This window comes from Thauera sp. ZXT1-4, from assembly GCF_052598215.2.
This window is the reverse complement of sequence record NZ_JBQWSN020000001.1, coordinates 176,176-200,826: the sequence shown is the minus strand read 5'-3', so window position 1 is coordinate 200,826 and position 24,651 is coordinate 176,176. Positions and strand designations below refer to the sequence as shown.

The window sequence follows — 24,651 nt, the reverse complement described above, 5'->3', positions numbered from 1 at the left end:
CCTTCTTGACTCGATCTACGCTGCGCCGGCCGCATCTTCGGCCGGCCAGGCTTCCAGGAACGCCTTCCAGTGGGGCGCTTCCAGCCGGCTCAACGCCTCTCGCACAACCCGCTTTTCCGCCGCCCAGGATGGGGCATCGAGGTGCCCGCGCATGCGCTCGAAGCGCAGGTATACCAGATAAGTATTGACCACGTCGGTTTCACAGTAGTCGCGGATCTCCGCGATCCGCCCCTCCTGCCACGCCTGCCAAACCGCTGAGCCGTCCATGCCGAGCTTGCCAGGGTAGCCCATGAGCTTGGCGAGGTCGTCGAGGGGCGCGTTCGCGCGCGGCTGATACATCGCCAGCAGGTCCATCAGGTCGAGATGACGGCTGTGATAGCGGCTGATGTAGTTGTTCCACTTGAAATCGCGTGAGTCGTGATAGTCGCCCTCACCCTGATCCCAGTATCGCGGGGCGGACACACCATGCATCATGCCGCGGTAATGCAGCACCGGCAGATCGAAGCCGCCACCGTTCCAGGAAACGATCTGCGGCGAGTATCGTTCGATGCCGTCGAAAAAGCGCTGGATGATCTCGCCTTCGCTGGCATCCGGTTCGGAGAGCGAGAACACACGAAAGTGCTGGGCATCACGCAGCACACACGAGATCGTCACCACCCGTTGCAAGTGGTGCGGCAGGAAGTCGTTGCCATGGCTGGCGCGCCGCTGCTGGAACGCCCATTCGGCGACCTCGTAGTCGGACAGTTCGGCCGGCAGATCCTCCAGCGCCCGAATACCGGCCACATCGGGAATGGTCTCGATGTCGAAGATCAGGACTGGCATTACTTGCGTGCCCACCCGCCGCCGGTCTGCACCCACCAGCCCGCTTGGGCGCGATCGATCCAGCGCTGGGCGAACGTTCGGCGCACATCGGCTTCCCACTCCGGATGGCCGTTGGCGCGCGCGATTTCCCGGTACAGGGCGGACCGGTCCGCATTCTCCGCGGCGATCAGTGCATTCACCTGACCACGCTGCGCCAGCGGAACGCCGCCCGCGTCGCGGAGCGCCACGCTGCCGTCTGCCGCGAGACCAACCGCTCCCGAGGCATACAGCGGCGCAAGGCCCACATGGCGCTGCTGCATCGACTGTTTGAGCGCCGCGATGGCCGGGGTGTTGATTTCCAGATTGCCCTGGGCATGCGCGGCGCCGGCGAGCGACAGCACTGCCATCACGACGAACAGCCAATGCATGAGCACGGATGCGGGTTTCATTTCGTTCCTCCCTGGGTGTCCGGTGCTGCAGGCGCCTCGGGCGCAGCTTCACGCAATTGCCACACCTCGTCGATGATTCGGTCGGCAGCCTTCTCAGCGGCGGCGGCCGGAAAGTAGATGTTGATCGTGACGCAGGCGGACGCAGACAAAGCGACGGCTGCGGCAAAAAGGTAGCGCGATGCGGGGTTCATGTGCTCGTCCTGCAGGTTGCGGGTCAGTGCAGCTCGGGCGAGACGTTTTCGTCGATCACCCGCTGCAGACGATCGACCAACTCGTTCCAGTCCACGCGCCGATTGTAGCCGATGACATCCAGCGCCGGGACGCCCCCTCCGCGCACGATCACAAAGCCACCGTCGCTGCGCTGCACGCCCTCCACGCCGTCCATGGCGCAAACCCCGTCGCGCAGCACACAGCGCAGACCGAGTTCGCGGTAACCGAAGCTGTCGAAGAATCCGATCAATCCCCGCTGCAGCGCAGCCAGCGCGCCGGCACCGCCCAGCGCGCTGATATTCTCGACCGCACGCTGGCTGATGCGGCGTCGATACTCGCCCGGACTGCTGGCTATGCGCGCGTCGAAGGCCACCGGACGCCAACGCGCCAGCTCGAGGCCACGCACATCCGCGTCAACGAAGCCTGTGATGTTGCCGAAGCTGAAGGTTTCGGTGAGCTGATGCAGATCCAGATGGCGGGCCTCGATATCAGCGCTCAGGTGCGAAGCCACGCCAAAGGGCTCGAGCAGACGCAGACCGGTCGCCTGCAGGTAGCCATCGAACACGGAAACCACCAATGCCCCATCGAGCGCGATCTCCCCGGGATTCGCCCGCACCCCCGGCAGCGATGCCGAGAGCACGCCCGACATTTCCGGCAGGTCGAGCGCTGCGGTAAGCGCGCGCATCGAAACCGGCTCGATGACGACGCTCGCGCGACCTTCCCAGTGCCCGCCCCCGCGCTTGAGCCCGAACTCGTCGATGACCAGCGCGCCACCCAGGAGGGGGATCTCCATGCGAGCGAAGGATGCGTGTTCGGGCGCCAGATGCGCCTCGATAGAGAAGGCGCCGAGTGCGAGCTTCTCCCAATACCCGCCGCCGACCGCCACCCGCATCTCCGTGGGCTGCGTTCGCGACCAGGAACCACCGCCAACCAGCGGCCCAAGCCCCACACCTTCGCCGCCTGCGGCGCCGCGAAGCCCGAGCACCGCCTCATCGAGCTGCAGCGTCAGCCCCTCCACAACACCTGCGCGCATCTCGAGCCTGACATCTGCACGCCCACTGAAGCGCAACCTGTCCACCTGCGCGGGAAACAGCAGGGGCGCCAGCCAGCGCTTCCCCGCCCGGTCGAGGTCGATGCCCTGCAAGGAAAACTCCAGTCGCTCAAGCCCAGGTGGATCCAACACAAATGCAGACTCGGCACGCACACGCTCCACGCCGTCGACCGCGAGCACCGCCTCATGGACCCGCAATCTCCCTGCGTGCAGCGTGCCGCGAGCCTCCAGTGCGGGTCCGGACTCCAGGTACAGAGGATGCACGTAGGCTGCGCCAGCCACCCAGCGCGCACCGACCGACCAGGACCAGGCGCTGCCCTGCTCCGTTGCATCCAGGTGCACCGCAAACGCGAGCGCCTCCGCGGCAAGGAGCCCATCCGCGGATGCGAAGCCGCCCTCCTCCAGTTGTGCATTCAGCGTCAGCCGCCTTCGTGCGGGATCCCAGGCCACCGCGCCATTCAGCTTCGCAACCGGATTCAGTCCCTTCAACTGCACCGGGAGTGCTCCAGCGAAAGGTGCAGCCACGGCAAGCAGTGCATCCAACTCCACACCAGAGAAAAGCACGCTTGTCGCACCCGTGCGGTCGAGCGCTGCTTCGATCAGACCGTCACCGAGCCGGGCGACCACACGGACATCACCACGCTCGAAGGCTGCCTCGACCGCAAACCGGAGCGGTAGCACCTTTCCATCGAGCTGAAGTCGTCCCTCGTCGCAGCGAAAACCCTGCACATCCAGGCGGGCGCTGGCGCAGCGCAACGTTGGCGCCGACCACTCACGGCCCGCAAACCGCGCGCTGCGCGCCCTCAGCAGCAGCGTGCCATCGGCCTCGAAGCGCAGTTGCAGACCACCCATCGTGGCGACCGGATGCCGGATCTCACCGATCTCCAGCGCAATGCGCTGCACACCCCAAACGCCGCCGGCCCACAACACGCAGGCGAGCAGCGCGAGCCAACCCCACGTGCCGCGCACAGGCACGCGCCCGCTCTGCGCTCGCTCAGGCCGGAAAGACACCTGTGGACAGATAGCGGTCGCCGCGGTCGCACACTATGGACACGATCACCGCGTTCTCGACCTCGGCGGCGAGGCGAAGCGCCACATGCATCGCACCACCGGAAGAAATGCCGGCAAAGATGCCTTCCTCACGCGCGAGTCGTCGCGTCATATCCTCCGCATCGGCCTGACTCACCGGCTCGAAGCGATCGACCCGCGGACGCTCGAAGATCTTCGGCAAGTAGGCCTCGGGCCACTTCCGGATGCCCGGTATCTGCGAGCCTGGCTCAGGCTCGCAGCCCACGATGCAGATCTCCGGATTCCGTTCCTTCAGGAAACGCGAAGTCCCCATGATGGTGCCCGTCGTCCCCATGGAGCTGATGAAGTGCGTGATCCGCCCACCCGTCTGCTCCCAGATCTCGGGGCCGGTGCCTTCGTAATGCGCGATCGGGTTGTCCGCATTGGCGAACTGATCAAGGATGATGCCACGCCCCTCGTCACGCATCCTCTCGGCGATGTCGCGCGCCATTTCCATGCCACCCGAGGCCGGAACCAGCACGAGTTCCGCACCGAAGGCGCGCATCGTCTGGCGGCGCTCGATGCTCTGATTCTCCGGCATGACCAGAATCATGCGATAGCCACGCATGGCCGCTGCCATCGCGAGGGCGATGCCGGTGTTGCCGCTCGTCGCTTCGATCAGGGTATCGCCGGGCTTGATCACCCCGCGCGCTTCCGCACGCATCACCATGGAAAGTGCGGGGCGATCCTTGACCGAGCCGGCAGGGTTGTTTCCTTCCAGCTTGGCCAGGATCACATTGTTGCGTCCTGCGTTGATGCGCTTGAGACGCACCAGCGGCGTGTGCCCGACGTAATCTTCCAGCGTCCTGAATTCCATTTTTGCCCTGTCGAGTGGAGTTCGTCGGCGCGAGATCGCCCGACAGGCCCACCGGGTTCGCCGCGCTTCAAGGCGTCAGGTCGAACTCTTCGGTGCGCCGGGGTGGATAGGTTTCCCAGCCACCGCAGGCTGGGCATCGCCAATGGAACTGGCGCGCCTTGAAACCGCAAGCGTCGCAGCAATAGCGTGCGACCCGGCGGGTGTGGCCATGGATGAGTTGCTTGACGAGTTCGATGTCGCTGCGCTGCTCGGCAGGTGCCGCAAGGACCGCCGCCTCAAGCAGCTTGTCGAGCCCGAGCAGGGTCGGGTTGCGGCGCAATTCCTCGCGCACGAGTTCATACGCCGCCCTGGGCCCTTCACGCTCCAGTTCCCAATGGAAAAGCTCGTCGAGCAGATCGAGCGAGGGGTGCGCGGCAAGCCAGGCGCGCAGAAGCTGATGACCCTCGCCTAACCGCCCCAGCCTGCCGTAGGCGTCCATGATGCGCTCGGCAACCAGCGAGAGGTAGACGGGGCTCTGATTCTCGATACGCTTCCAGGCCTCGAGCGCCTCCGCATCCCGCCCCTGCGCCGCGTGGAGGTCGCCGAGCAGAATGCTCGCGCGCACGCTCTGTCGATTGACGGCGAAGGCGTCCTCGAGGTGGCGCCGAGCGTCCTCGAAACGCGAATTCGCCATGGCGTTTGCGGCGAGCTCGCAGTGGAAGTTCGCCATTTCGCTGCGCCACATCACGCCTTCATGCTCGGGCAGGGCCCGCGCGACTTCGATCGCTTTTGCCCAGTCCTTCTCCTGCTGGTAGATCTCGAGCAGGTAGCGCAGGGCGACGTCGTTTGCACGCGTCTCGCGCAGGCGCAAAAAGGCCGCTTCCGCACGATCGAGCAGACCGGCCTTGAGGAAGTCCTGGCCGAGTTCGCCAAGCGCCTGCAGGCGGTGCTCCTCGCTGATGTCCTCGCGATCCACAAGCAACTGGTGGATGCGTATCGCGCGGTCAGTCTCCCCTCGGCGGCGAAAGAGGCTACCGAGAGCGAAGTGGAGCTCGACCGTCTGCGGGTCGATGCGGACCGCCTCGACGAAGGCGTCGATCGCCTTGTCCGGCTGCTCGTTGAGCAAGAAGTTCAGCCCGCTTAGATAGGAGCGCGGTAGCGCTCGGGACTCCTGCACCACCTGGCGGATGTCGATCCGTGCCGCGAGCCAGCCGAGACCGAAGAACAGCGGCAGCGCAAGCAACCACCAGAGTTCGATTTCCATGCTGCGATCAGGGCACCGGTGTCTGGGCTTGTGCGCCGGAGACAACGACCTCGGTGGAAGCCTTCGAGCGCTCCGCCAGTTCGAGTTGGCGGCGCAGCCGGGAAATCTCGCGGCGCTGGCGCACGAGCGATGCAAGCGTTGCCGTCACACCCATCAAGGCGCCGGCCGCAAAGCTCACCAGAATCACGAATACGAGAGGCAACTGCCACTGGTTGCCGAAGAAGAAGTTCAGCGTGACCAGATGGTCGTTCTTGATCGCGAACCCGAACAGCAGAAAGAACAGCAGCAGGCGGATGAACCAGATGATTGCGCGCATGGCCGGCATTATCCCCGAGCGATGAACAAAAAAGAAGGCGACCTCGGTCGCCCCTCATTATTGCCTGTAAAACCGATCGCCGCGCGGTCAATTTCCGCCGACGTCCACCCTTTCGCGCAATTCCTTGCCCGCCTTGAAGTGCGGAACGTATTTTTCCGGCACATGGACCTTCTCGCCGGATTTCGGATTGCGCCCCGTACGGGGCGGACGATAGTTCAGCGCAAAGCTACCAAACCCGCGGATTTCGATGCGATCACCGCGCGCAAGCGCATCGGTCATCGCATCGAGAATCATCTTGACCGCGTAATCGGCGTCCTTGGCGACCAGTTGGGGAAAACGCTCCGCCAGCCGGACGATCAGCTCCGATTTGGTCATGACCGGTCGGATTACTGCTTCTGCTCGTTCAGCTTGGCCTTGAGCAGAGCGCCCAGGTTGGTCGTACCCGCCGAAGCAGCACTCTCCGAAGCAAGCTTGTTCATGGCCTCGGACTGCTCCGCCTGATCCTTGGCGCGGATCGACAGGCTGATCGAGCGGCTCTTGCGATCGACGTTGATCACAAGGGCCTCGACCTCGTCACCTTCCTTAAGCATGGTGGTCAGGTCATCGACGCGGTGCGGAGCGGCTTCCGAAGCGCGCAGATAGCCCTCGACTTCGTCGCCCAGCGAGATCACGGCACCACGCGCCTCGACCGACTTCACCGTGCCGCGGACGAGGCTGTTCTTCTCGTGGGTGGCGATGAAGTTGGTGTAGGGGTCACCCTCGAGCTGCTTGATGCCGAGCGAGATGCGCTCGCGCTCGACGTCGATCGCCAGCACCACGGCCTCGACCTCGTCGCCCTTCTTGAACCTGCGCACGGCGTCTTCGCCGGACTCACTCCAGGACAGGTCGGACAGGTGCACCAGACCATCGATGCCGCCTTCCAGGCCGATGAACACGCCGAAGTCGGTGATCGACTTGATCTGGCCGCGGACCTTGTCGCCCTTCTTGTGGTTGATGGCGAAATCGTCCCACGGGTTGGACATGCACTGCTTCATGCCCAGCGAGATGCGGCGGCGGTCCTCGTCGATCTCGAGGATCATCACCTCGACTTCGTCGCCCAGCTGGACGACCTTGGTCGGGTGGATGTTCTTGTTGGTCCAGTCCATTTCGGACACGTGGACCAAGCCCTCGATGCCCTGCTCGACTTCAACGAACGCGCCGTAGTCGGTGATGTTCGTGACCTTGCCGAACAGGCGGGTGCCCTGCGGGTAACGACGCGAGATGCCGACCCACGGGTCTTCGCCCAGTTGCTTGAGACCCAGCGAGACGCGGTTCTTCTCCTGGTCGAACTTGAGCACCTTGGCTTCGATCTCATCGCCGACCGACAGCACTTCGGACGGGTGACGGACACGGCGCCAGGCCAGGTCGGTGATGTGCAGCAGACCATCGATGCCGCCCAGGTCGACGAACGCACCGTAGTCGGTGATGTTCTTGACGATACCCTTGATAACGGTGCCTTCCTTGAGGGTGGAGAGCAGCTTCTCGCGCTCTTCGCCCATCGACTCTTCCAGCACGGCGCGGCGCGAAACGACCACGTTGTTGCGCTTGCGGTCGAGCTTGATGACCTTGAATTCGTATTCCTTGCCTTCGTACGGCGTGGTGTCCTTGACCGGACGCATGTCGACCAGCGAACCCGGCAGGAAGGCGCGGATGCTGTTGGTCATGACGGTCAAACCACCCTTGACGCGACCGGTGATGACGCCCTTGACCAGCGTGCCGTCGTTGAGCGCCTTCTCGAGATCGTTCCAGGCGGCGATGCGCTTGGCCTTGTCACGCGACAGGCGGGTTTCACCGAAACCATCTTCCAGAGCATCGATGGCGACGTGGACGAAATCACCGACGTTGGCCTCGAGTTCGCCGCGGTCGTTGCGGAACTCCTCGATGGGCACGTAGCTTTCGGACTTCAGACCGGCGTTGACGACGACGAAGTTCTGATCGATGCGCACGACTTCGGCGGTGATGACTTCACCGGCGCGCATTTCCTGGGTGGCAAGGCTTTCCTCGAAGAGGGCGGCAAAACTTTCTTCGAAGGCGGGGGTGGCGTTGGACATAAAGGGATGATTTCCGGCACCGCCGTGGGACGGCAAACATGGTTGGTTCAAGAAAAAAAGCGCCGGAGCCCACGCTCCCGCGCGTTTTCGTTCAACCGGCGGCCTATGCTTTCTCGGCGACGAGATCGAGCACGAAACCGACCGCTTGCTCGACATTCCGTTCGGTGGTGTCAAGCAGCACGGCATCCGGCAGCTTCATCAGGGGCGCGACAGGCCGGGTGGCGTCACGCGCGTCCCGTTCCTGCAGGTCCTTCAGAAGACTTTGCATATTAGCAGGCAATCCCTTTTCGATCAACTGCTTATAACGACGTTCGGCGCGTGCCTCGGCAGAAGCCGTCAGGAAGACCTTGAGACCGGCATCGGGGAAGATCACCGAGCCCATGTCGCGCCCTTCGGCGACCAGGCCAGGGGCCACGCGGTAGTCCCGCTGGCGGTCGAAGAGGGCTGCACGCACGGCGGGTAACGCAGCCACCCGGGAGGCCCCGACCGAGCAGGTTTCGGAGCGGATCGCATCGGTGACATCGCAGTCCGTCCCCTCGCCGAGCAACACCCGCCCTCCTTCGAAGCGCGCGGGCAGTCCCGCCGCAATCGAGGCCACTGCGGCTTCGTCCTCCAGCGCAACGCCTGTGCGCAGCGCGGCCAGCGCAACGAGGCGGTAGAGCGAGCCGCTGTCGAGGTAGTGCCAGCCGAGCGCTTCCGCCACCCGCGCCGCGACCGTACCCTTGCCCGATGCCGAAGGGCCGTCGATGGCCAGCACCGGCACCGGCCGGGCGACCTGCGCGAAGGCGTCGAAATAGCCCGGAAAGGTCTTGTTCACGCACTTCGGGTCGTTGATCCGCACCCGGCACCCGCCCAGGCTCACCAGCGAGAAGCACATCGCCATGCGGTGGTCGTCATAGGTGTCGATCGCTGCTGGCTGCACGCGCTGCGGGCGTTTCACCACCAGATGGTCGGGGCCCTCCTCCACCTCCGCACCCAGCTTGCGCAGCTCGGTCGCCATCGCGGCGATACGGTCGGTCTCCTTGACCCGCCAGCTGGCAATGTTGCGCAGCCGGCAAGGCCCGTCGGCAAACAGCGCAGCAACCGCCAGCGTCATCGCTGCGTCGGGGATATGGTTGAGGTCGAGGTCGAAGGCATTCAACTTGCCTCCCTCGGGGGCCGCGGCCTCGATCCAGTTCTCGCCAAGGGTGATGCGCGCGCCGAGTTGCTCCAGCGCCTCGGCAAAACGCACGTCGCCCTGGATGCTGGACCGGCCCACGCCCTCGACCCGCACGGGCCCGCCACCGATGGCACCCGCGGCGAGGAAGTAGGACGCAGACGAGGCATCTCCTTCCACGAACACCGTACCCGGACTGCGGTAGCGCGCTCCGCCTGGCACCATGAAGCGCACCCAGCCTTGCTGCTCCACCTGCACACCGAAGCGCGCCATCAGCTCCAGCGTAATACGGATATAGGGTTTCGAGATCAACTCCCCGACCACCTCGATTGTGGTCTCGACGCCCGTGAGCGGCAGCGCCATCAGCAGGGCGGTCAGGAACTGGCTGGACACATCGCCCCGCACCTTCACCACGCCGCCGGGGCAGATCTCCGCCGGCTTCAGATGCAGGGGTGGATAGCCTTCATTCGCAGTGCACTCGATGTCGGCGCCAAGTTGACGCAGCGCATCGACCAGGTCGCCGATCGGCCGTTCGTGCATGCGCGGCACCCCGGACAGGCGGTACTCGCCACCGGAGAGCGCCAACGCGGCCGTCAGCGGCCGGAAGGCCGTGCCCGCATTGCCGAGAAAGAGGTCGCAACGCTTGGCCGGAAAAGCCCCGCCCGCCCCGCATACGCGATAGTTCAGGCTGTCACCGTCGCGCTGCCATTCGACCCCAAGGGCGCGCAGCGCTTCAAGCATGCGCTCCACGTCATCGGACAGCAGCAGATCGCGAATGTCCGTCTCACCTTCGGCGAGCGCAGCGAGCAGCAGCACACGGTTGGAGATACTCTTCGAGCCGGGCAGGCGAACCGTGCCTGCGGCACCCAGCATCGGGGGCAGATCGAGAAATTCCATCTTTACCTCAACAAGAAATCCTGCGTGCCTGCAATTCGGAGCACTCACACCCTCATTCGGCGTTGCGCACCGGTAGACCTTCGGCCCAGGCATTGCGAGCCGTGCGTGCCCGCTCGAATACCGCCTCCAGCGCGTCGCCATCGGACTCGACCAGCATCATGCGCAGGCGCCCAAGCTCGGCCAGGTAGGCATCGAGTTCCCCCAGCAGTGCAACACGGTTGGCGATGCAGATGTCCCGCCACATCTCCGGATGACTGCCGGCTATACGGGTGAAATCGCGAAAACCGCTGGCCGCATGAGAGAACAGCAGCGGCGCGTTGCTACGCCCCGCGAGATCGTCGACCAGCCCGAAGGCCAGCAGGTGTGGCAGATGGCTGACCGCGGCAAAAACGCGATCGTGCTCCTGCGGCGTCATGCCGACGACCATCGCGCCACACGCCTCCCAGGCAGCGCGGACCTTCTCCACCGCGGCGGGCCGGCTCTCGGGCAGCGGCGTCAGCACGACCTTGCGCCCCATGTAGAGTTCTGCAAAGGCCGCTTCGACACCGCTCTTTTCCGCCCCTGCGATCGGGTGTGCCGGCACCACGTCGGGCAAGGCATCGCCCAGATGGCGCTCGATTGCAGCGACGACGTCACGCTTGGTGCTGCCGGCGTCAGTGACGATGGTGCCGGGTCGCAGATGCGGTGCCATCGCCGCCATCACACCATCCATCTGGCCGACCGGCGCAGCCAGCAGCACGATGTCCGCACCATCGAGCGCGCTCGCCCAGTCGTCGGCGATTTCGTCGATCACGCCCAGCGCCCGCGCACGCTCCAGAGGCTCCCGCCGTCGACCGATGCCGACGATGCGCTCGACCGCCTGCGCCCGCCTCAATGCAAGCGCAAAAGATCCGCCAATGAGGCCGACGCCGCAGACGACGAGCTTGCCGATCAGAGCCATTCCGCCTCCGGTCAGGCGAGCGCCTGCTTGAGCGCCGCGATGAAGCGGGCGTTCTCTTCAGCCAGGCCGACCGAGACACGCAGCCACTGCGGCATGCCATAGGCGGCGATCGGCCGCACGATCACGCCCTGACGCAGCAGCGCCTGATTAACGCCCACCGCGTCGCCGACCTTGAAGGTGACGAAGTTGCCCGCCGAGGGGATCCACTCGAGCCCCAACTCGCCGAACGCCGCGGTGAGTTGCGTCATGCCGCGGCGATTGACTTCGGCCGTGCGGGCGATGAACTCCTCATCGCCAAGCGCCGCCTCGGCCGCCGCCAGGCCCACCGACGACACGTTGAAAGGCTGGCGCACCCGGTTCATCAGATCGGCCACCGCGGGATGCGTCACGCCATAACCGACACGCAGGCCCGCCAGCCCGTATGCCTTGGAGAAGGTGCGCGACACGAGCAGATTGGGGAAGCGCGCCAGCCAGGCGATCGAGTCGTAGCGCTGTTCGGGCGCAAGATATTCGGTGTAGGCCTCATCCAGCACGACGAGCACGTGACGCGGGACGCCCTCGAGGAAGGCCTCGAGTTCAGCGCCGCCGAGGAAGGTGCCGGTGGGGTTGTTCGGGTTGGCGACGAAGACCACCCGGGTCTCGGGGCGGATCGCTGCGGCCATGGCGTCGAGGTCATGACCGAAATTCTTCGCCGCCACCTCGATGCCGCGCGCACCGCGCGCATTCGTGGCAAGCGGATACACGGCGAAGGCATGACGCGAATAGACCGCCGACAGCCCCGGCGCGAGAAAGGCCTGCGAAACGAGCTCGAGAATGTCGTTCGAACCGTTGCCGACCACCAGTTGCTCGGGCTGCACACCGAGCGTGCGGCACAGCGCATTCTTGAGTGCGAAGGCGCCCCCGTCCGGGTAGCGTGCCACATCGGATACGGCGGCAATCGCGGCTTCGCGCGCCCTCGGGCTCATGCCGAGCGGGTTCTCATTGGAGGCGAGCTTGACGATGTCCGACTCGGCGATGCCCATCTCACGGGCAAGCTCCGAGATCGGCTTGCCGGGTTGATAGGCCATGATTGCACGGACATAGTCGGGGGCAAGGCTGGCAACGCTCATTGTCTTCTCCTGCTGAGGTTCGCGCGCTGGTCGCGAACCGGGTGGTGTCCGGATCCGGGTCGACTGCAGCGCCGGGGACGGCGACGCCCCCGGGCAGGCTCAGATCGCCGCGACCGGGTAGGAACCGATGACCTTCACGAACGCGGCGCGTTCACCGAGTTCACTCAGTGCTGCAGCGACCGCAGGATCCTCGCGGTGGCCGTTGATGTCGGCGTAGAACACGTACTCCCACAGCCCGGAGCGCGCCGGGCGCGACTGCAGCTTGGTCATGTCCACTCCGTGACGTGCCATCGGCTCGAGCAAGCCGTGAATGGCCCCGGGGCGATTGGGCGACGAGAACACCAGCGATGTCCGGTCATGACCCGAAGGCCCTGCATCGTGATCTGCGATGACCAGGAAACGCGTGGTGTTGTTGGGGTCATCCTCGATATTGGGCGCGAGAATGTTGAGCCCATACAGCTGTGCCGCCGCTTCGCCGGCGATGGCGCAGGACTCGGAGTCCTCGGCGGCCATGCGCGCCGCCTCGGCGTTGCTCGCAACAGGAATGCGCGGGAGGTGCGGCAGGTTGCGGTTGAGCCACTCATGGCACTGCGCCAGCGACTGCGCGTGCGAATAGATGCGCCGCGCGGCGCCGATGCCGTCCGCGCGCGACATCAGCTGCTGGTGGATGCGCAGGCGCACCTCGCCGCAGACCTTGAGCGGATTGGCAAGCAGCAGGTCGAGCGTGCCACCGACGGCGCCCTCGGTGGAATTCTCCACCGGCACCACCCCGTAGTCGGCATTGCCGGCCTCGACCGCGCGGAAGACATCATCAATCGCCGCCATCGGCATGAAGTTGGGTGCGGAGCCGAAATGCTTGCGGCTCGCGCTCTCCGAGAACGTGCCGGCGGGGCCAAGGTAGGCCACGCGCAGCGGCTGCTCGAGCCCGAGGCACGCCGACATCACCTCGCGGAAGATGGTCTTCACCGCATCCGCGGACAGCGGACCGGGGTTGAGCTCGGCCAGGCGGCGCAACACCTGGGCCTCGCGCTCGGGGCGGTAGTACATCACCCCGCGCTTGATCTCGCCCACGCGCTGCGCGCAGCGCGCGCGCTCGGCGAGGCGGGCGAGGATCTCCTCGTCGATGCGGTCGATCTCGTTGCGCAGTTTCAGCAGTTCGTCGCTCATGCTCGGCCCGTGGCCCCTCCGGCTTGCATCCTGTTTTCGTTCCGTATTTCCGTGCGGCCCTGCCTGTGCCCACCCGACTTCAACCGCGGCGGGCGGCGAAATCGTGCATGAAGCGCACCAGGGCCTGCACGCCCTCGAGCGGCATCGCGTTGTAGATCGACGCGCGCATGCCGCCGACCGACTTGTGTCCCTTCAGCTGCACCAGCCCGGCGGCCTTCGATTCGGCGAGGAAGGCTTCGTTGAGCGCCTCGTCCTTCAGGAAGAAGGGCACGTTCATGCGCGAGCGGCAGGCCGGGTCGATGCGATTCTCGTAGAAATCGCTGGCGTCGAGGAAGTCGTACAGCAGCCTTGCCTTGGCGACGTTCTGTGCCTCGATCGCAGCCACCCCGCCCTGGCGCTTGAGCCACTGGAAGACAAGGCCGGCGATGTAGATACCGTAGGTGGGTGGAGTGTTGTACATCGAGCCGTTGTCCGCCACGGTCTTGAAGTCGAAGGCGGTGGGACAGTGCGGCATCGCCCGCCCGAGCAGGTCCTCGCGCACGATCACGATGGTCAGCCCCGCGGGGCCGATGTTCTTCTGCGCCCCACCGAAGATCAGGCCGTACTTCGACACGTCGATCACGCGCGACAGGATGTGCGAGGACATGTCCGCCACCACCGGCACCTCGCCGCGGCCGACCTGTGCGAGGTCGGGCTCGAAGGGATACTCGAGGCCACCGATGGTCTCGTTGGTGCAAGTGAACACGTAGGCGGGATCGGCGGAAAGCTTCCACTCCGCTATCGCGGGCACGGTCGTGAAGCCACCCGCCTCAGACGACGCGGCGATGTTCACCTCTGCGTACTTGCGCGCCTCCTTCTGCGACTTCTGCGACCACGCGCCGGTGACCACGTAATCGGCCACGCGCTTGTCGCCCATCAGGTTCATCGGGATGATCGCGTTCTCCGCGATCGCCCCGCCCTGCATGAAGAGGACACGGTAGTTGGCCGGCACCGCAAGCAGCTCGCGCAGGTCGGCCTCCGCCTGCGCAGCAATGGCGGTGAACTCCTTGCCGCGATGGCTCATCTCCATCACGCCCATGCCGGCGCCATGCCAGTCCAGCATCTCTGCGGCGGCCTGACGCAACACTTCTTCAGGCAGCGCCGCAGGGCCGGCGCTGAAGTTCCACACGCGGCTCATCAGGCCTCTCCTTCGTCTCCGGCCGCCGGGGATCCACCCTCGCCCGACGCGGGGTTCGAACCCGCGTCACCTGCAGCCTCGTCATCCTCTTCGGCGCCGTCACCGTTGACACGCATGCTCTCGTCGGACTCCGACTCGGCCACCTTCTCCACGCTCGCGAGGTACGTGCCGTCGTCGAGGTTGATCAGCGTCACGCCCTGGGTCGAGCGCCCCATCTCACGGATGCTCTCCACGCCTGTGCGAATCAGCACTCCACCGGTGGAGATCAGCATGATCTCGTCGCTTGGCTCGACCAGCACCGCAGCGACCAGCTTGCCATTGCGATCACTGGTCTGGATCGCGATCATGCCCTTGGTGCCACGGCCGTGGCGGGTATACTCGGCGACCGGCGTGCGCTTGCCGAAACCGTTCTCGGTCGCGGTCAGCACCGACTGCGACTCATCCTTGGCCACCAGCATGGCGATCACGGCCTGGCCGTCCTCGAGCATCATGCCGCGTACGCCGCGTGCCTCGCGTCCCATCGGGCGCACGTCGGTCTCTGCGAAGCGCACGGCCTTGCCGGCGTCGGAGAAGAGCATCACGTCGCACTGGCCGTCGGTGATGGCCACGCCAATCAGGTGGTCGCCGTCATCCAGGTTGACCGCGATGATTCCGGCCTTGCGCGGGTTGGAGAACGCGGTCAGTGCGGTTTTCTTGACCGTACCTTCCGAAGTCGCCATGAACACGAAGTGCTCTTCGTCGAACTCCTTGATCGGCAGCACCGCGGTGATCTTCTCACCTTCGAGCAGCGGGAAGAGGTTCACGATGGGCTTGCCACGCGAGTTGCGCGTGCCCTCGGGCACCTCGTATACCTTGAGCCAGTAGCAACGGCCGCGGCTGGAGAAGCAAAGCACGGTGTCGTGCGTGTTGGCGACGAAGAGGTGGTCGATGAAGTCCTCGTCCTTCATCGAGGTGGCCTGCTTGCCGCGGCCGCCACGGCGCTGGGCGCGGTAGTCGGCGAGCGGCTGGCGCTTGAAGTACCCGGTGTGCGACAGGGTGACGACCATGTCTTCCGGCGTGATCAGATCCTCGATGTTGATCTCGGCGGTGTTCATCACCAGCTCGGAGCGGCGAGGATCGCCAAACTGGTTGCGCACCGCGGTGAGCTCCTCGACGATGATCGCGGTGATGCGCTCAGGGCGGGCGAGGATATCGAGCAGGTCGGTGATGACGTCCATGACCTCGCGGTATTCGCCGACGATCTTGTCCTGCTCGAGGCCGGTGAGGCGCTGCAGGCGCAGCTCGAGGATGGCCTGGGCCTGGGTCTCGGACAGGCGATAGCCCTGTGCCTGCAGCCCGTATTGCGGATCGAGCCCTTCCGGGCGGTAGCTGTCGGCGAGCGCGCGCGACAGCATCTCTTCGACCAGCGCCGAGCGCCACTCGCGCGCCATCAGCCCGCGCTTGGCGTCCGCGGGCGTGGGTGCGGCCTTGATGAGAGCGATGATCTCGTCGACGTTGGACAGCGCCACCGCAAGGCCTTCGAGGACGTGACCCCGGTCGCGCGCCTTCTTCAGCTCGAAGATGGTGCGGCGGGTGACGACCTCGCGCCGGTGCTCGAGGAAGCACACCAGCATCTGCTTGAGGTTCAGCAGGCGCGGCTTGCCGTCAACCAGCGCCACCATGTTCATGCCGAAGCTGTCCTGCAGCTGGGTGTGCTTGAAGAGCTTATTGAGCACCACCTCGGGCATCTCGCCGCGCTTCAACTCGATGACGAGGCGCATGCCCGACTTGTCGGACTCGTCGCGGATCTCGCTGATGCCCTCGATCTTCTTCTCGTTGACCAGCTCGGCCATGCGCTCCTGCAGGGTGCGCTTGTTCACCTGGTAAGGCAGCTCGTCGACGATGATCGCCTGGCGATCGGTCTTGCCGATCGGCTCGAAGTGGGTACGGGCACGCATGATCACGCGCCCACGGCCAGTGCGGTAGCCCTCGCGCACGCCATGCAGGCCATAGATCAGACCGGCGGTCGGAAAGTCCGGCGCCTGGATGATGTCGATCAGCGCCTCGATGTCTGTGTCGGGCTCGGCGAGCAGCTTCAGGCAGGCCTCGACCACCTCGCCCAGGTTGTGCGGCGGAATGTTGGTCGCCATGCCCACCGCGATTCCGCTCGAACCATTGATGAGCAGATTGGGGATGCGGGTGGGCAGAACCAGCGGCTCCCTCTCGGAACCATCGTAGTTCGGGCCGAAGTCGACCGTTTCCTTTTCGATGTCGGCCAGCAGCTCGTGACCGATGCGCGCCATGCGGATTTCGGTGTAACGCATCGCCGCCGCGTTGTCGCCATCGACGGAGCCGAAGTTGCCCTGACCATCGACCAGCATGTAGCGCAGCGAAAAGTCCTGCGCCATGCGCACGATGGTGTCGTACACCGCGGTGTCGCCGTGCGGGTGGTACTTACCGATGACGTCGCCGACGATACGCGCAGACTTCTTGTACGCGCGATTCCAGTCGTTGGACAACTCGTGCATTGCGAACAGCACGCGCCGATGCACCGGCTTGAGGCCATCGCGCGCATCGGGCAGCGCACGCCCCACGATCACGCTCATCGCGTAATCGAGATAGGAGTGGCGCATCTCCTCTTCGAGGCTGATCGGCAGGGTTTCCTTGGCGAACTGGGTCATGCTTGCAGGCGGACGAGCCGCGAAAACCAAAACACGTGATCTTACCACGCACGGAGGGCATCAGCCGCCCTGCCCTGGCGCGGCAGAAGCGCCCTCCGGATGGCACACGGCAGCCCAAAGCTTCGGCCACCGATTTCTTGCTGGCAGCTCTTGAAATCCAGCGCGTCATCCCCAGCTACCGGACTGTTTCGGATCAACAGGGAGCACGACCGACATGCAGGACCCCAATCAGGCCAGCCCGAACACGACCGAGCACGAGCTCGCCCAGACCCAGGACACCCATGCCCAGTCAGGAGTGGAAGCTGGCCATGCCACACAGGACGCTTCCCCGGAACGCGGCATCGACAGCATGCCCGGCATCGAGGAAGCGCTGCGCCAAGCTGAACTGAAGGCTGCGGAGCACCACGACGCCTGGCTGCGCGCCAAGGCCGAGACCGAGAACGTGCGCCGCCGCGCGCAGGAGGACATCGTCAAGGCGGGCAAGTTCGCAGCCGAGAAGTTCGCCACCGCGATGCTGCCGGTCAAGGATAGCCTGGAGGCTGCGCTCGCCACGGAGAACCAGACCGTCGAAACCCTGCGTGAAGGCGTCGAGCTCACCCTGAAGCAACTGGTCGCGGCATTCGAGAGCGCCAGCCTTGCCGAGGAGAACCCCCTCGGCCAGAGGTTCGACCCGAACAAGCACCAGGCAATCAGCATGGTCGAGGCCGACGCCGAGGCCAACACGGTGGTGACTGTGCTGCAGAAGGGCTATCTACTCAGCGAGCGCGTGATCCGTCCCGCCATGGTGATGGTCTCGAAGGGCAAGAGCCAGTAGGCCTCGTCAGGTTTTTCGTGCGGCGCGCTTGAAAGCCGGGCAAGCCGCCCCATATTCGAAGCAGACTGGCGCACCCACCGCTGCGCGCCCCAGATACAGACTGAACAGACTAAAGAGGAACACTCATGGGCAAGATCATCGGCATCGACCTCGGCACCACCAACAGCTGCGTCTCCGTGATGGAAGGCGGCAAGCCGAAGGTCATCGAGAACTCCGAAGGCGCACGCACCACGCCTTCCATCGTCGCCTACGCAGAAGACGGCGAGATCCTGGTGGGCGCGCCGGCCAAGCGCCAGGCAGTCACCAACGCCAAGAACACCCTGTTCGCGATCAAGCGCCTCATCGGCCGTCGCTTCGAGGAGAAGGAAGTGCAGAAGGACATCGCGATGATGCCCTTCACGATCTCCAAGGCCGACAACGGCGACGCCTGGGTGGAAGTGCGCGGCAAGAAGATCGCGCCGCCGCAGGTGTCCGCCGAGATCCTGCGCAAGATGAAGAAGACCGCCGAGGACTACCTCGGCGAGGAAGTCACCGAGGCGGTCATCACCGTGCCGGCCTACTTCAACGACAGCCAGCGCCAGGCCACCAAGGACGCCGGCCGCATCGCCGGTCTGGAAGTCAAACGCATCATCAACGAGCCCACCGCCGCCGCGCTCGCCTTCGGCATGGACAAGAAGCCGGGCGACTCCAAGATCGCAGTGTATGACCTCGGCGGCGGCACCTTCGACATCTCGATCATCGAGATCGCCGATCTCGACGGCGAGCACCAGTTCGAAGTGCTGGCCACCAACGGCGACACCTTCCTGGGTGGCGAGGACTTCGACCAGCGCATCATCGACTACATCGTCACCGAGTTCAAAAAGGAACAGGGCGTCGATCTCAAGAACGACGTGCTCGCGCTGCAGCGCCTGAAGGAAGCCGCCGAGAAGGCCAAGATCGAGCTGTCCTCGGGCCAGCAGACCGAGATCAACCTGCCGTACATCACCGCCGACGCCTCGGGCCCCAAGCACCTCGCGATCAAGATCACCCGCGCCAAGTTCGAGTCGCTGGTGGAAGAGCTGATCGAGCGCTCGATCGAGCCCTGCCGCATCGCGCTGAAGGACGCCGGCCTCAAGGTGTCCGACATCGACGACGTGATCCTCGTCGGTGGCCAGACCCGCATGCCCAAGGTCATCGACAAGGTGAAGGAATTCTTCGGCAAGGAGCCGCGCCGTGACGTGAACCCGGACGAAGCCGTGGCAGTGGGCGCCTCCATCCAGGGCGGCGTGCTGCAGGGCGAAGTCAAGGATGTGCTGCTGCTAGACGTGACCCCGCTGTCGCTCGGCATCGAAACCCTGGGCGGCGTGATGACCAAGCTGATCCAGAAGAACACCACGATTCCGACCAAGGCCTCGCAGGTGTTCTCGACCGCCGACGACAACCAGTCGGCCGTGACCATCCACGTGCTGCAGGGCGAGCGCGAGATGGCCTCGGGCAACAAGAGCCTGGGCCAGTTCAACCTGTCGGACATCCCGCCGGCGCCGCGCGGCATGCCGCAGATCGAGGTCACCTTCGACATCGACGCCAACGGCATCCTGCACGTGTCGGCAAAGGACAAGGCCACCGGCAAGGAGAACAAGATCAAGATCCAGGCCAACTCCGGCCTGTCGGACGACGAGGTCGAGCGCATGGTACGCGACGCCGAAGCGCACGCCGAGGAAGACAAGAAGGCGCACGAGTTGGTCGACGCTCGCAACCAGTGCGACGCGCTGGTGCACTCGACCCGCAAGGCGCTGACCGAGTACGGCGACAAGCTCTCCGAGGACGAGAAGTCCAAGATCGAGGCCGCGATGAAGGACGCCGAAGAGGCGATCAAGAGCGGTGACAAGGACAGCATCGAGGCCAAGAGCCAGGCCTTGGCGATGGCCGCGCAGAAGCTCGGCGAGCAGATGTACGCCCAGGCCGAAGGCGGCGCCCAGCCGGGTGCCGGCGCAGGCGGCCAGCAGGCCGGCGGCAAGGCCGACGATGCCGATGTAGTGGATGCCGAATTCACCGAAGTGAAGGACAAGAAGTAATCGTCACTCTGGCGAATCCTTCGCGGCCGAGCCCCGCCGGAGCCCTGCTCCGGTGCCGGCTCGGCCTTTGCTTGAGACCAGACTGAGCGAAGCACCATGTCCAAAAGGGATTACTACGAAGTCCTCGGCGTCAACCGCGACGCGGGCGACGACGAGATCAAGAAGGCCTACCGCAAGCTGGCCATGAAGTACCACCCGGACCGCAATCCGGACAACAAGGAGGCGGAGGAGAAGTTCAAGGAGGCCAAGGAGGCCTACGAGATGCTCTCCGACCCGCAGAAGAAGGCCGCCTACGACCGCTACGGCCACGCCGGCGTGGATCCGTCCATGGGCGCGGGCCCCGGCGCACAGGGCTTCGAGGGTGGGTTTGCCGACGCCTTCGGCGACATCTTCGGCGACCTGTTCGGTGGCGGCGGACGCGGCGGGCGCTCGAACGTCTATCGCGGCGCCGACCTGCGCTACAACCTTGAGATCACGCTCGAAGAAGCCGCGCGCGGCGCCGAGAAGACGATCCGCATCCCCACCGTCGAGGAGTGCGGCACCTGCCACGGCAGCGGCGCCAAGCCCGGCACCCAGCCCAAGCCCTGCCCCACCTGCAACGGCCACGGCCAGGTTCGCGTGCAGCAGGGCTTCTTCTCGATCCAGCAAACCTGTCCGAAGTGCCACGGCAGCGGCAAGATCATCCCTGACCCCTGCCGCGACTGCGGCGGCGCCGGCCGAGTGAAGAAGCAGAAGACGCTAGAGGTGAAGATCCCCGCAGGCATCGACGAAGGCATGCGCCTGCGACACGCCGGGCATGGCGAGCCGGGCGTCAATGGTGGACCACCGGGCGATCTCTACGTCGAGATTCACATCCGCAAGCATGCCGTTTTCGAGCGCGACCATGACGATCTGCACTGCGAGATGCCGATCAGCATCAGCACTGCGGCGCTCGGCGGCGAGATCGAGATCCCCACGCTGGACGGCATGGCACGGCTCAAGATTCCGGCCGAGACGCAGAGCGGCAAAGTATTCCGCCTGCGCGGCAAGGGCATCAAGAACGTGCGTAGCCACGTGCATGGCGACCTGATGTGCCATGTCGTGGTCGAGACCCCGGTGAACCTGACCGAACGCCAGAAGGAGTTGCTGCGGGAGTTCGAAGAGATCTCCAGCGGCAATGCCGACCGCCACAACCCGAAGGCCAAGGGTTGGATGGACAAGGTGCGCGACTTCTTCGGCACCTGAGCGTCGGCACGCAAAACCGCCCCTGTCCACCGGGGCGGATGAAAGACGAGCGGCCCGCGATTCACACCGAATCGCGGGCCGCTTTCATTGCGCGTGGCCGGCGGAACGCTCCGGCCGCAGGAAGACGATCAGGCCAGGCCTTCCGCCTGGTCGGGCAGCCAAACCTGTTCACCGTTCGGGCGGTAGGCCAGCAGGTGGGCGACGATGCCACCCTGGATCGACATGAGCATGGTTTCGAGCGCCTTTTGCACCGTGTCGTCGCTCGGCTCGCGCCCCGCCTGGCCGCTCAGGCAGCCGACGAACATCATGTCCCAGCTCTGACCGGTGTGGCGCGACTCCTCGACCAGCTCCTCGAAGCTCTGCAGTTCTTCCGGACGCTTGTCGACATACATCACCGGCACCAGCGCACCACCCTCGCCCTGCTCAAAGCTGGCGCGCTGCTCGGGCGTGGCGTTCTCGGGGAGTTCGGCGCGCGTGAACACCAGCAGCAGGCGCTGCGGCTCGGGTTGCTTGCGGGCGGCGTCGAGCAGGCTCTGGAAGCCGGTGATGATCATGTGCAGGTTCCTTATGCAGTGCGTGTGCGGTGCGGTTTGTGCAGATGCGTTGCGGCGCTGGAACGCCGCCTCAGGCGCGGCGCCAGGTGGTTCCGCCGGGGCCATCCTCAAGGATGACGCCTGCCTCGGTCAGCGCAGCACGGATGCGGTCGGCCTCGGCAAAGTTCTTCGCCTTCTTGGCGGCGGTGCGCTCGGCGATCCTGACCTCGATCGCTTCGGCATCCAACCCGCCCGCGTCCGGCGCCCCCGCCTGAAGGAAAGCCTGCGGCGCGCGGCCGAGCAGGCCGAGCACGCCCGCAAGCGCCTTCAGCTGTACCGCAAGCGCCGGCGAGGCGCCACGGTTAAGCTCGTTGGCAAGCTCGAACAACACGGCCACAGCCTCGGCAGTGTTGAAATCGTCGTCCATCGCAGCGCGGAAGCGCTTGGCGTGCGGCTCGTTCCAGTCGACCACGGCATCACCGTGCGCCGGCACGTTCTTCAAGGCGGTGTACAGGCGGGTGAGCGCGTTGCGGGCGTCTTCCAGGTGGGCGTCGGAATAGTTGAGCGCACTGCGATAGTGCGCCCGCAGGATGAAGAAGCGCACCACCTCGGGGTCGTACTTCTGCAGCACCTCGCGGATGGTGAAGAAGTTGCCGAGCGACTTCGACATCTTCTCGTCGTCGACGCGTACGAAGCCGTTGTGCATCCAGTAATTGACGAAGGCGTGACCATGCGCGCCTTCCGACTGTGCGATTTCGTTCTCATGGTGGGGAAACTGCAGGTCCATGCCGCCACCATGGATGTCGAAGTGGTCGCCGAGCAGGTCCGAGCTCATCGCCGAGCACTCGATGTGCCAGCCGGGGCGCCCCTCGCCCCAGGGCGAAGCCCACTTTACCTCCCCCGGCTCCTCGGTCTTGGCATGCTTCCACAACACGAAATCGAGTGGATCATTCTTGTCCTGCGCCACGTCCACGCGCTCGCCGGCGCGCAGCTCGTCGAGCGACTTGCCCGACAGCTTGCCGTAGCCGTCGAATTTGCGCACCGCGTAGCACACGTCGCGGTTCGCCGCGACGTAGGCGAGGCCCTTCTGCTCCAGGCGCGAGATCAGCGACTGCATCTGCGCAACGTAGTCCGTGGCGCGCGGCTCGTGCTCGGGGCGCAGAACGCCGAGCGCGTCTGCATCTTCATGCATTGCGGCGATGAAGCGGTCGGTGAGCTGGCGGATGCTCTCGCCGTTCTCCTGCGCGCGGCGGATGATCTTGTCGTCGATGTCGGTGATGTTGCGCACGTAAGTGACGTCCAGGCCGCTTGCCCGCAGCCAGCGTGCCACCATGTCGAACACCACCATCACCCGCGCATGGCCGAGGTGACAGAAGTCATACACCGTCATGCCGCACACGTACATGCGGACCTTTCCGGGTTCGATGGGCTTGAAGACTTCCTTACTGCGCGAGAGCGTGTTGTAGATCGAGAGCATCGGTCCGGACGACAGAAGAGTACGGTGGTCGGAAGGTCGGGTACCAGCGCGGCGCCCCGCTGCGTGAGGGGCGCGCGATTGTGGGGGTGTGGGCTTGTTGCTAGAATTCCGCCTCGTTCCCGAACGCGGCCCCACCCTGGCAAGCGCGCGAGTATAGCACGCACGCAAAAGCCTTCTCCTCACGCCGCAAGGGCGCAGCATCCGGTGCATGCGCCCTCCAGCCCCCGGAGGTTCCATGAAGAAATACCTGTTCGCCCTCGCCGCTTCCGCCACCCTGACCATGCCCGCCCTTGCGGCCAACCCGATGGTCGAGATGAAGACCAATCAGGGCGAAATCGTCGTCGAACTCTACGCGGACAAGGCGCCGAAATCCGCCGAGAACTTCGTGCAGTACGTGAAGGACGGCTTCTACGACGGCACCGTCTTCCACCGCGTGATCGACGGCTTCATGATCCAGGGCGGCGGGTTCGACGCACAGATGAACCAGAAGGCCACCCGCGCTCCGATCGAGAACGAGGCGAAGAACGGCCTGCGCAACGAACCCGGCACGCTGGCGATGGCGCGCACCTCCGACCCGCACTCGGCCACCGCGCAGTTCTTCATCAACCTCAAGCCCAACACCTTCCTCGACTACCCGTCCCGAGACGGCTGGGGATATGCCGTGTTTGGCAAGGTCGTCCGCGGCATGGACGTGGTGGAGAAGATCGGCAAACTGGCCACCGGCAACCTCGGCATGCACCAGAACGTGCCGCTCGAGCCGGTAGTCGTGGAGAGCGCCCGCCTGCTCGAAACCCCCGCCCCGGCCAGCAAGGCCAGCAAGTAGGCATCGACCTGCCCCGACGCCCGGCACACAGGGTGCCGGGACGACACGCGAATCACCCCAGGAGAGCATCACATGGCAGTCAAACTGCACACCAACCATGGCGTCATCACCCTCGAACTCGACGCTGAGAAAGCCCCGGCTACCGTGGCCAACTTCCTCGCCTACGTCGAATCCGGCCACTACGACAACACGATCTTCCACCGCGTCATCGACGGCTTCATGATCCAGGGCGGCGGCTTCGAGCCGGGCATGACCCAGAAGCCCACCGGCGAACAGATCAAGAATGAGGCCGACAACGGCCTCAAGAACGAGCGCGGCACGATCGCGATGGCGCGCACACAGGCCCCGCACTCGGCCACGGCACAGTTCTTCATCAACGTCGCCGACAACGAATTCCTCAACTACCGCTCGCCCGACCTGCAAGGCTGGGGTTACTGCGTGTTCGGCCGTGTCACCGAAGGGCTGGACGTGGTGGACGCCATCCGCAAGGTCAAGACCGGCTCGAGCGGCTTCCACCAGGACGTGCCGAAAGAGGACGTGGTCATCGAGCGCGCCGAAGTCGTCTGATCGTGCCC

Annotated in this window: 22 protein-coding genes; 5 read left to right on the top strand and 17 right to left on the bottom strand. The window is 65.2% G+C overall.

Annotation, left to right across the window (positions count from 1 at the left end; genetic code table 11):
• Positions 1-15: 15 nt before the first annotated feature.
• The 15 genes from ACUH78_RS00990 to gyrA all read right to left on the bottom strand — a co-directional run bounded on the left by ACUH78_RS00990 (position 16) and on the right by gyrA (position 17,151).
• Positions 16-822: a 3'-5' exonuclease gene (locus tag ACUH78_RS00990; RefSeq protein ID WP_435750347.1), complete on the bottom strand. Its 807-nt coding sequence runs from the start codon at positions 820-822 to the stop codon at positions 16-18.
• Complete coding sequence (locus ACUH78_RS00985; RefSeq protein WP_418363014.1) at positions 822-1,250, bottom strand: YdbL family probable chaperone protein; 429 nt, start codon at positions 1,248-1,250, stop codon at positions 822-824. The genes ACUH78_RS00990 and ACUH78_RS00985 overlap by 1 nt, the downstream gene beginning before the upstream one ends.
• Positions 1,247-1,441 carry a hypothetical protein gene (locus tag ACUH78_RS00980; protein ID WP_445332498.1) on the bottom strand — a complete coding sequence of 65 codons (195 nt, stop codon included), beginning with the start codon at positions 1,439-1,441 and terminating at the stop codon, positions 1,247-1,249. Before ACUH78_RS00980 ends, ACUH78_RS00985 begins: the two co-directional genes overlap by 4 nt.
• A 23-nt stretch (positions 1,442-1,464) precedes the next feature.
• A complete protein-coding gene (locus ACUH78_RS00975; protein WP_445332499.1) occupies positions 1,465-3,480 on the bottom strand; it encodes a hypothetical protein in 2,016 nt (671 codons plus the stop codon).
• A 25-nt stretch (positions 3,481-3,505) separates the two neighbouring features.
• Positions 3,506-4,396: a cysteine synthase CysM gene (gene cysM / locus ACUH78_RS00970; protein ID WP_418363017.1), complete on the bottom strand. Its 891-nt coding sequence runs from the start codon at positions 4,394-4,396 to the stop codon at positions 3,506-3,508.
• A gap of 67 nt (positions 4,397-4,463) precedes the next feature.
• Positions 4,464-5,639: a lipopolysaccharide assembly protein LapB gene (gene lapB, locus ACUH78_RS00965; protein WP_435750353.1), complete on the bottom strand. Its 1,176-nt coding sequence runs from the start codon at positions 5,637-5,639 to the stop codon at positions 4,464-4,466.
• A 7-nt stretch (positions 5,640-5,646) separates the two neighbouring features.
• Positions 5,647-5,955 carry a LapA family protein gene (locus ACUH78_RS00960; protein WP_418363019.1) on the bottom strand — a complete coding sequence of 103 codons (309 nt, stop codon included), beginning with the start codon at positions 5,953-5,955 and terminating at the stop codon, positions 5,647-5,649.
• Between the two features lie 87 nt (positions 5,956-6,042).
• A complete protein-coding gene (locus tag ACUH78_RS00955; protein ID WP_418363020.1) occupies positions 6,043-6,330 on the bottom strand; it encodes an integration host factor subunit beta in 288 nt (95 codons plus the stop codon).
• 11 nt (positions 6,331-6,341) lie between these two features.
• Complete coding sequence (rpsA, locus tag ACUH78_RS00950; RefSeq protein WP_418363021.1) at positions 6,342-8,045, bottom strand: 30S ribosomal protein S1; 1,704 nt, start codon at positions 8,043-8,045, stop codon at positions 6,342-6,344.
• 103 nt (positions 8,046-8,148) lie between these two features.
• Positions 8,149-10,098: a bifunctional 3-phosphoshikimate 1-carboxyvinyltransferase/cytidylate kinase gene (locus ACUH78_RS00945; protein ID WP_445332500.1), complete on the bottom strand. Its 1,950-nt coding sequence runs from the start codon at positions 10,096-10,098 to the stop codon at positions 8,149-8,151.
• A 52-nt stretch (positions 10,099-10,150) separates the two neighbouring features.
• On the bottom strand, positions 10,151-11,038 hold the full coding sequence (locus ACUH78_RS00940; protein ID WP_445332501.1) for a prephenate dehydrogenase: 888 nt from the start codon (positions 11,036-11,038) through the stop codon (positions 10,151-10,153).
• 11 nt (positions 11,039-11,049) lie between these two features.
• A complete protein-coding gene (gene hisC / locus ACUH78_RS00935) occupies positions 11,050-12,147 on the bottom strand; it encodes a histidinol-phosphate transaminase (protein WP_418363024.1) in 1,098 nt (365 codons plus the stop codon).
• Between the two features lie 99 nt (positions 12,148-12,246).
• Positions 12,247-13,314 carry a prephenate dehydratase gene (pheA, locus tag ACUH78_RS00930; protein ID WP_435750356.1) on the bottom strand — a complete coding sequence of 356 codons (1,068 nt, stop codon included), beginning with the start codon at positions 13,312-13,314 and terminating at the stop codon, positions 12,247-12,249.
• A 79-nt stretch (positions 13,315-13,393) separates the two neighbouring features.
• The gene (serC, locus tag ACUH78_RS00925; protein WP_418363026.1) at positions 13,394-14,491 is read right to left on the bottom strand and encodes a 3-phosphoserine/phosphohydroxythreonine transaminase; all 1,098 of its coding nucleotides are present in this window, start codon (positions 14,489-14,491) and stop codon (positions 13,394-13,396) included.
• Complete coding sequence (gene gyrA / locus ACUH78_RS00920; protein ID WP_418363027.1) at positions 14,491-17,151, bottom strand: DNA gyrase subunit A; 2,661 nt, start codon at positions 17,149-17,151, stop codon at positions 14,491-14,493. Before gyrA ends, serC begins: the two co-directional genes overlap by 1 nt.
• 214 nt (positions 17,152-17,365) lie before the next feature.
• Between gyrA and grpE the strand changes: the two genes are divergently transcribed.
• The 3 genes from grpE (at position 17,366) to dnaJ (ending at position 21,243) form a co-directional block, all read left to right on the top strand.
• Positions 17,366-17,965 (top strand): nucleotide exchange factor GrpE, encoded by a 600-nt coding sequence (gene grpE / locus ACUH78_RS00915; RefSeq protein WP_418363028.1) that lies wholly within the window; start codon positions 17,366-17,368, stop codon positions 17,963-17,965.
• A gap of 125 nt (positions 17,966-18,090) precedes the next feature.
• Positions 18,091-20,019, top strand: coding sequence for a molecular chaperone DnaK (dnaK, locus tag ACUH78_RS00910; RefSeq protein WP_418363029.1), 1,929 nt, complete (start codon positions 18,091-18,093; stop codon positions 20,017-20,019).
• Between the two features lie 96 nt (positions 20,020-20,115).
• On the top strand, positions 20,116-21,243 hold the full coding sequence (gene dnaJ, locus ACUH78_RS00905) for a molecular chaperone DnaJ (RefSeq protein ID WP_418363030.1): 1,128 nt from the start codon (positions 20,116-20,118) through the stop codon (positions 21,241-21,243).
• Between the two features lie 128 nt (positions 21,244-21,371).
• On the opposite strand, the gene ACUH78_RS00900 is transcribed toward dnaJ, so the two are convergent.
• Together ACUH78_RS00900 and cysS are read right to left on the bottom strand one after the other, a co-directional pair.
• On the bottom strand, positions 21,372-21,797 hold the full coding sequence (locus ACUH78_RS00900) for a ribonucleotide reductase subunit alpha (RefSeq protein ID WP_418363031.1): 426 nt from the start codon (positions 21,795-21,797) through the stop codon (positions 21,372-21,374).
• 70 nt (positions 21,798-21,867) lie between these two features.
• The gene (gene cysS, locus ACUH78_RS00895) at positions 21,868-23,253 is read right to left on the bottom strand and encodes a cysteine--tRNA ligase (protein ID WP_445332502.1); all 1,386 of its coding nucleotides are present in this window, start codon (positions 23,251-23,253) and stop codon (positions 21,868-21,870) included.
• A 235-nt stretch (positions 23,254-23,488) separates the two neighbouring features.
• Here cysS and ACUH78_RS00890 point away from each other — a divergent pair, with 235 nt between their 5' ends.
• Complete coding sequence (locus ACUH78_RS00890; RefSeq protein ID WP_418363033.1) at positions 23,489-24,076, top strand: peptidylprolyl isomerase; 588 nt, start codon at positions 23,489-23,491, stop codon at positions 24,074-24,076.
• 72 nt (positions 24,077-24,148) lie between these two features.
• Entirely contained in the window at positions 24,149-24,643 is a 495-nt protein-coding gene (locus ACUH78_RS00885) for a peptidylprolyl isomerase (protein ID WP_418363034.1), read from the top strand.
• Positions 24,644-24,651: the final 8 nt, after the last annotated feature.

Coding starts and splice junctions, on each gene's coding strand:
- ACUH78_RS00990 (WP_435750347.1), bottom strand. CDS start 822: ATGCCAGTCCTGATCTTCGACATCGAGACCATTCCCGATGTGGCCGGT.
- ACUH78_RS00985 (WP_418363014.1), bottom strand. CDS start 1,250: ATGAAACCCGCATCCGTGCTCATGCATTGGCTGTTCGTCGTGATGGCA.
- ACUH78_RS00980 (WP_445332498.1), bottom strand. CDS start 1,441: ATGAACCCCGCATCGCGCTACCTTTTTGCCGCAGCCGTCGCTTTGTCT.
- cysM (WP_418363017.1), bottom strand. CDS start 4,396: ATGGAATTCAGGACGCTGGAAGATTACGTCGGGCACACGCCGCTGGTG.
- lapB (WP_435750353.1), bottom strand. CDS start 5,639: ATGGAAATCGAACTCTGGTGGTTGCTTGCGCTGCCGCTGTTCTTCGGT.
- ACUH78_RS00960 (WP_418363019.1), bottom strand. CDS start 5,955: ATGCGCGCAATCATCTGGTTCATCCGCCTGCTGCTGTTCTTTCTGCTG.
- ACUH78_RS00955 (WP_418363020.1), bottom strand. CDS start 6,330: ATGACCAAATCGGAGCTGATCGTCCGGCTGGCGGAGCGTTTTCCCCAA.
- rpsA (WP_418363021.1), bottom strand. CDS start 8,045: ATGTCCAACGCCACCCCCGCCTTCGAAGAAAGTTTTGCCGCCCTCTTC.
- ACUH78_RS00945 (WP_445332500.1), bottom strand. CDS start 10,098: ATGGAATTTCTCGATCTGCCCCCGATGCTGGGTGCCGCAGGCACGGTT.
- ACUH78_RS00940 (WP_445332501.1), bottom strand. CDS start 11,038: ATGGCTCTGATCGGCAAGCTCGTCGTCTGCGGCGTCGGCCTCATTGGC.
- hisC (WP_418363024.1), bottom strand. CDS start 12,147: ATGAGCGTTGCCAGCCTTGCCCCCGACTATGTCCGTGCAATCATGGCC.
- pheA (WP_435750356.1), bottom strand. CDS start 13,314: ATGAGCGACGAACTGCTGAAACTGCGCAACGAGATCGACCGCATCGAC.
- serC (WP_418363026.1), bottom strand. CDS start 14,491: ATGAGCCGCGTGTGGAACTTCAGCGCCGGCCCTGCGGCGCTGCCTGAA.
- gyrA (WP_418363027.1), bottom strand. CDS start 17,151: ATGACCCAGTTCGCCAAGGAAACCCTGCCGATCAGCCTCGAAGAGGAG.
- grpE (WP_418363028.1), top strand. CDS start 17,366: ATGCAGGACCCCAATCAGGCCAGCCCGAACACGACCGAGCACGAGCTC.
- dnaK (WP_418363029.1), top strand. CDS start 18,091: ATGGGCAAGATCATCGGCATCGACCTCGGCACCACCAACAGCTGCGTC.
- dnaJ (WP_418363030.1), top strand. CDS start 20,116: ATGTCCAAAAGGGATTACTACGAAGTCCTCGGCGTCAACCGCGACGCG.
- ACUH78_RS00900 (WP_418363031.1), bottom strand. CDS start 21,797: ATGATCATCACCGGCTTCCAGAGCCTGCTCGACGCCGCCCGCAAGCAA.
- cysS (WP_445332502.1), bottom strand. CDS start 23,253: ATGCTCTCGATCTACAACACGCTCTCGCGCAGTAAGGAAGTCTTCAAG.
- ACUH78_RS00890 (WP_418363033.1), top strand. CDS start 23,489: ATGAAGAAATACCTGTTCGCCCTCGCCGCTTCCGCCACCCTGACCATG.
- ACUH78_RS00885 (WP_418363034.1), top strand. CDS start 24,149: ATGGCAGTCAAACTGCACACCAACCATGGCGTCATCACCCTCGAACTC.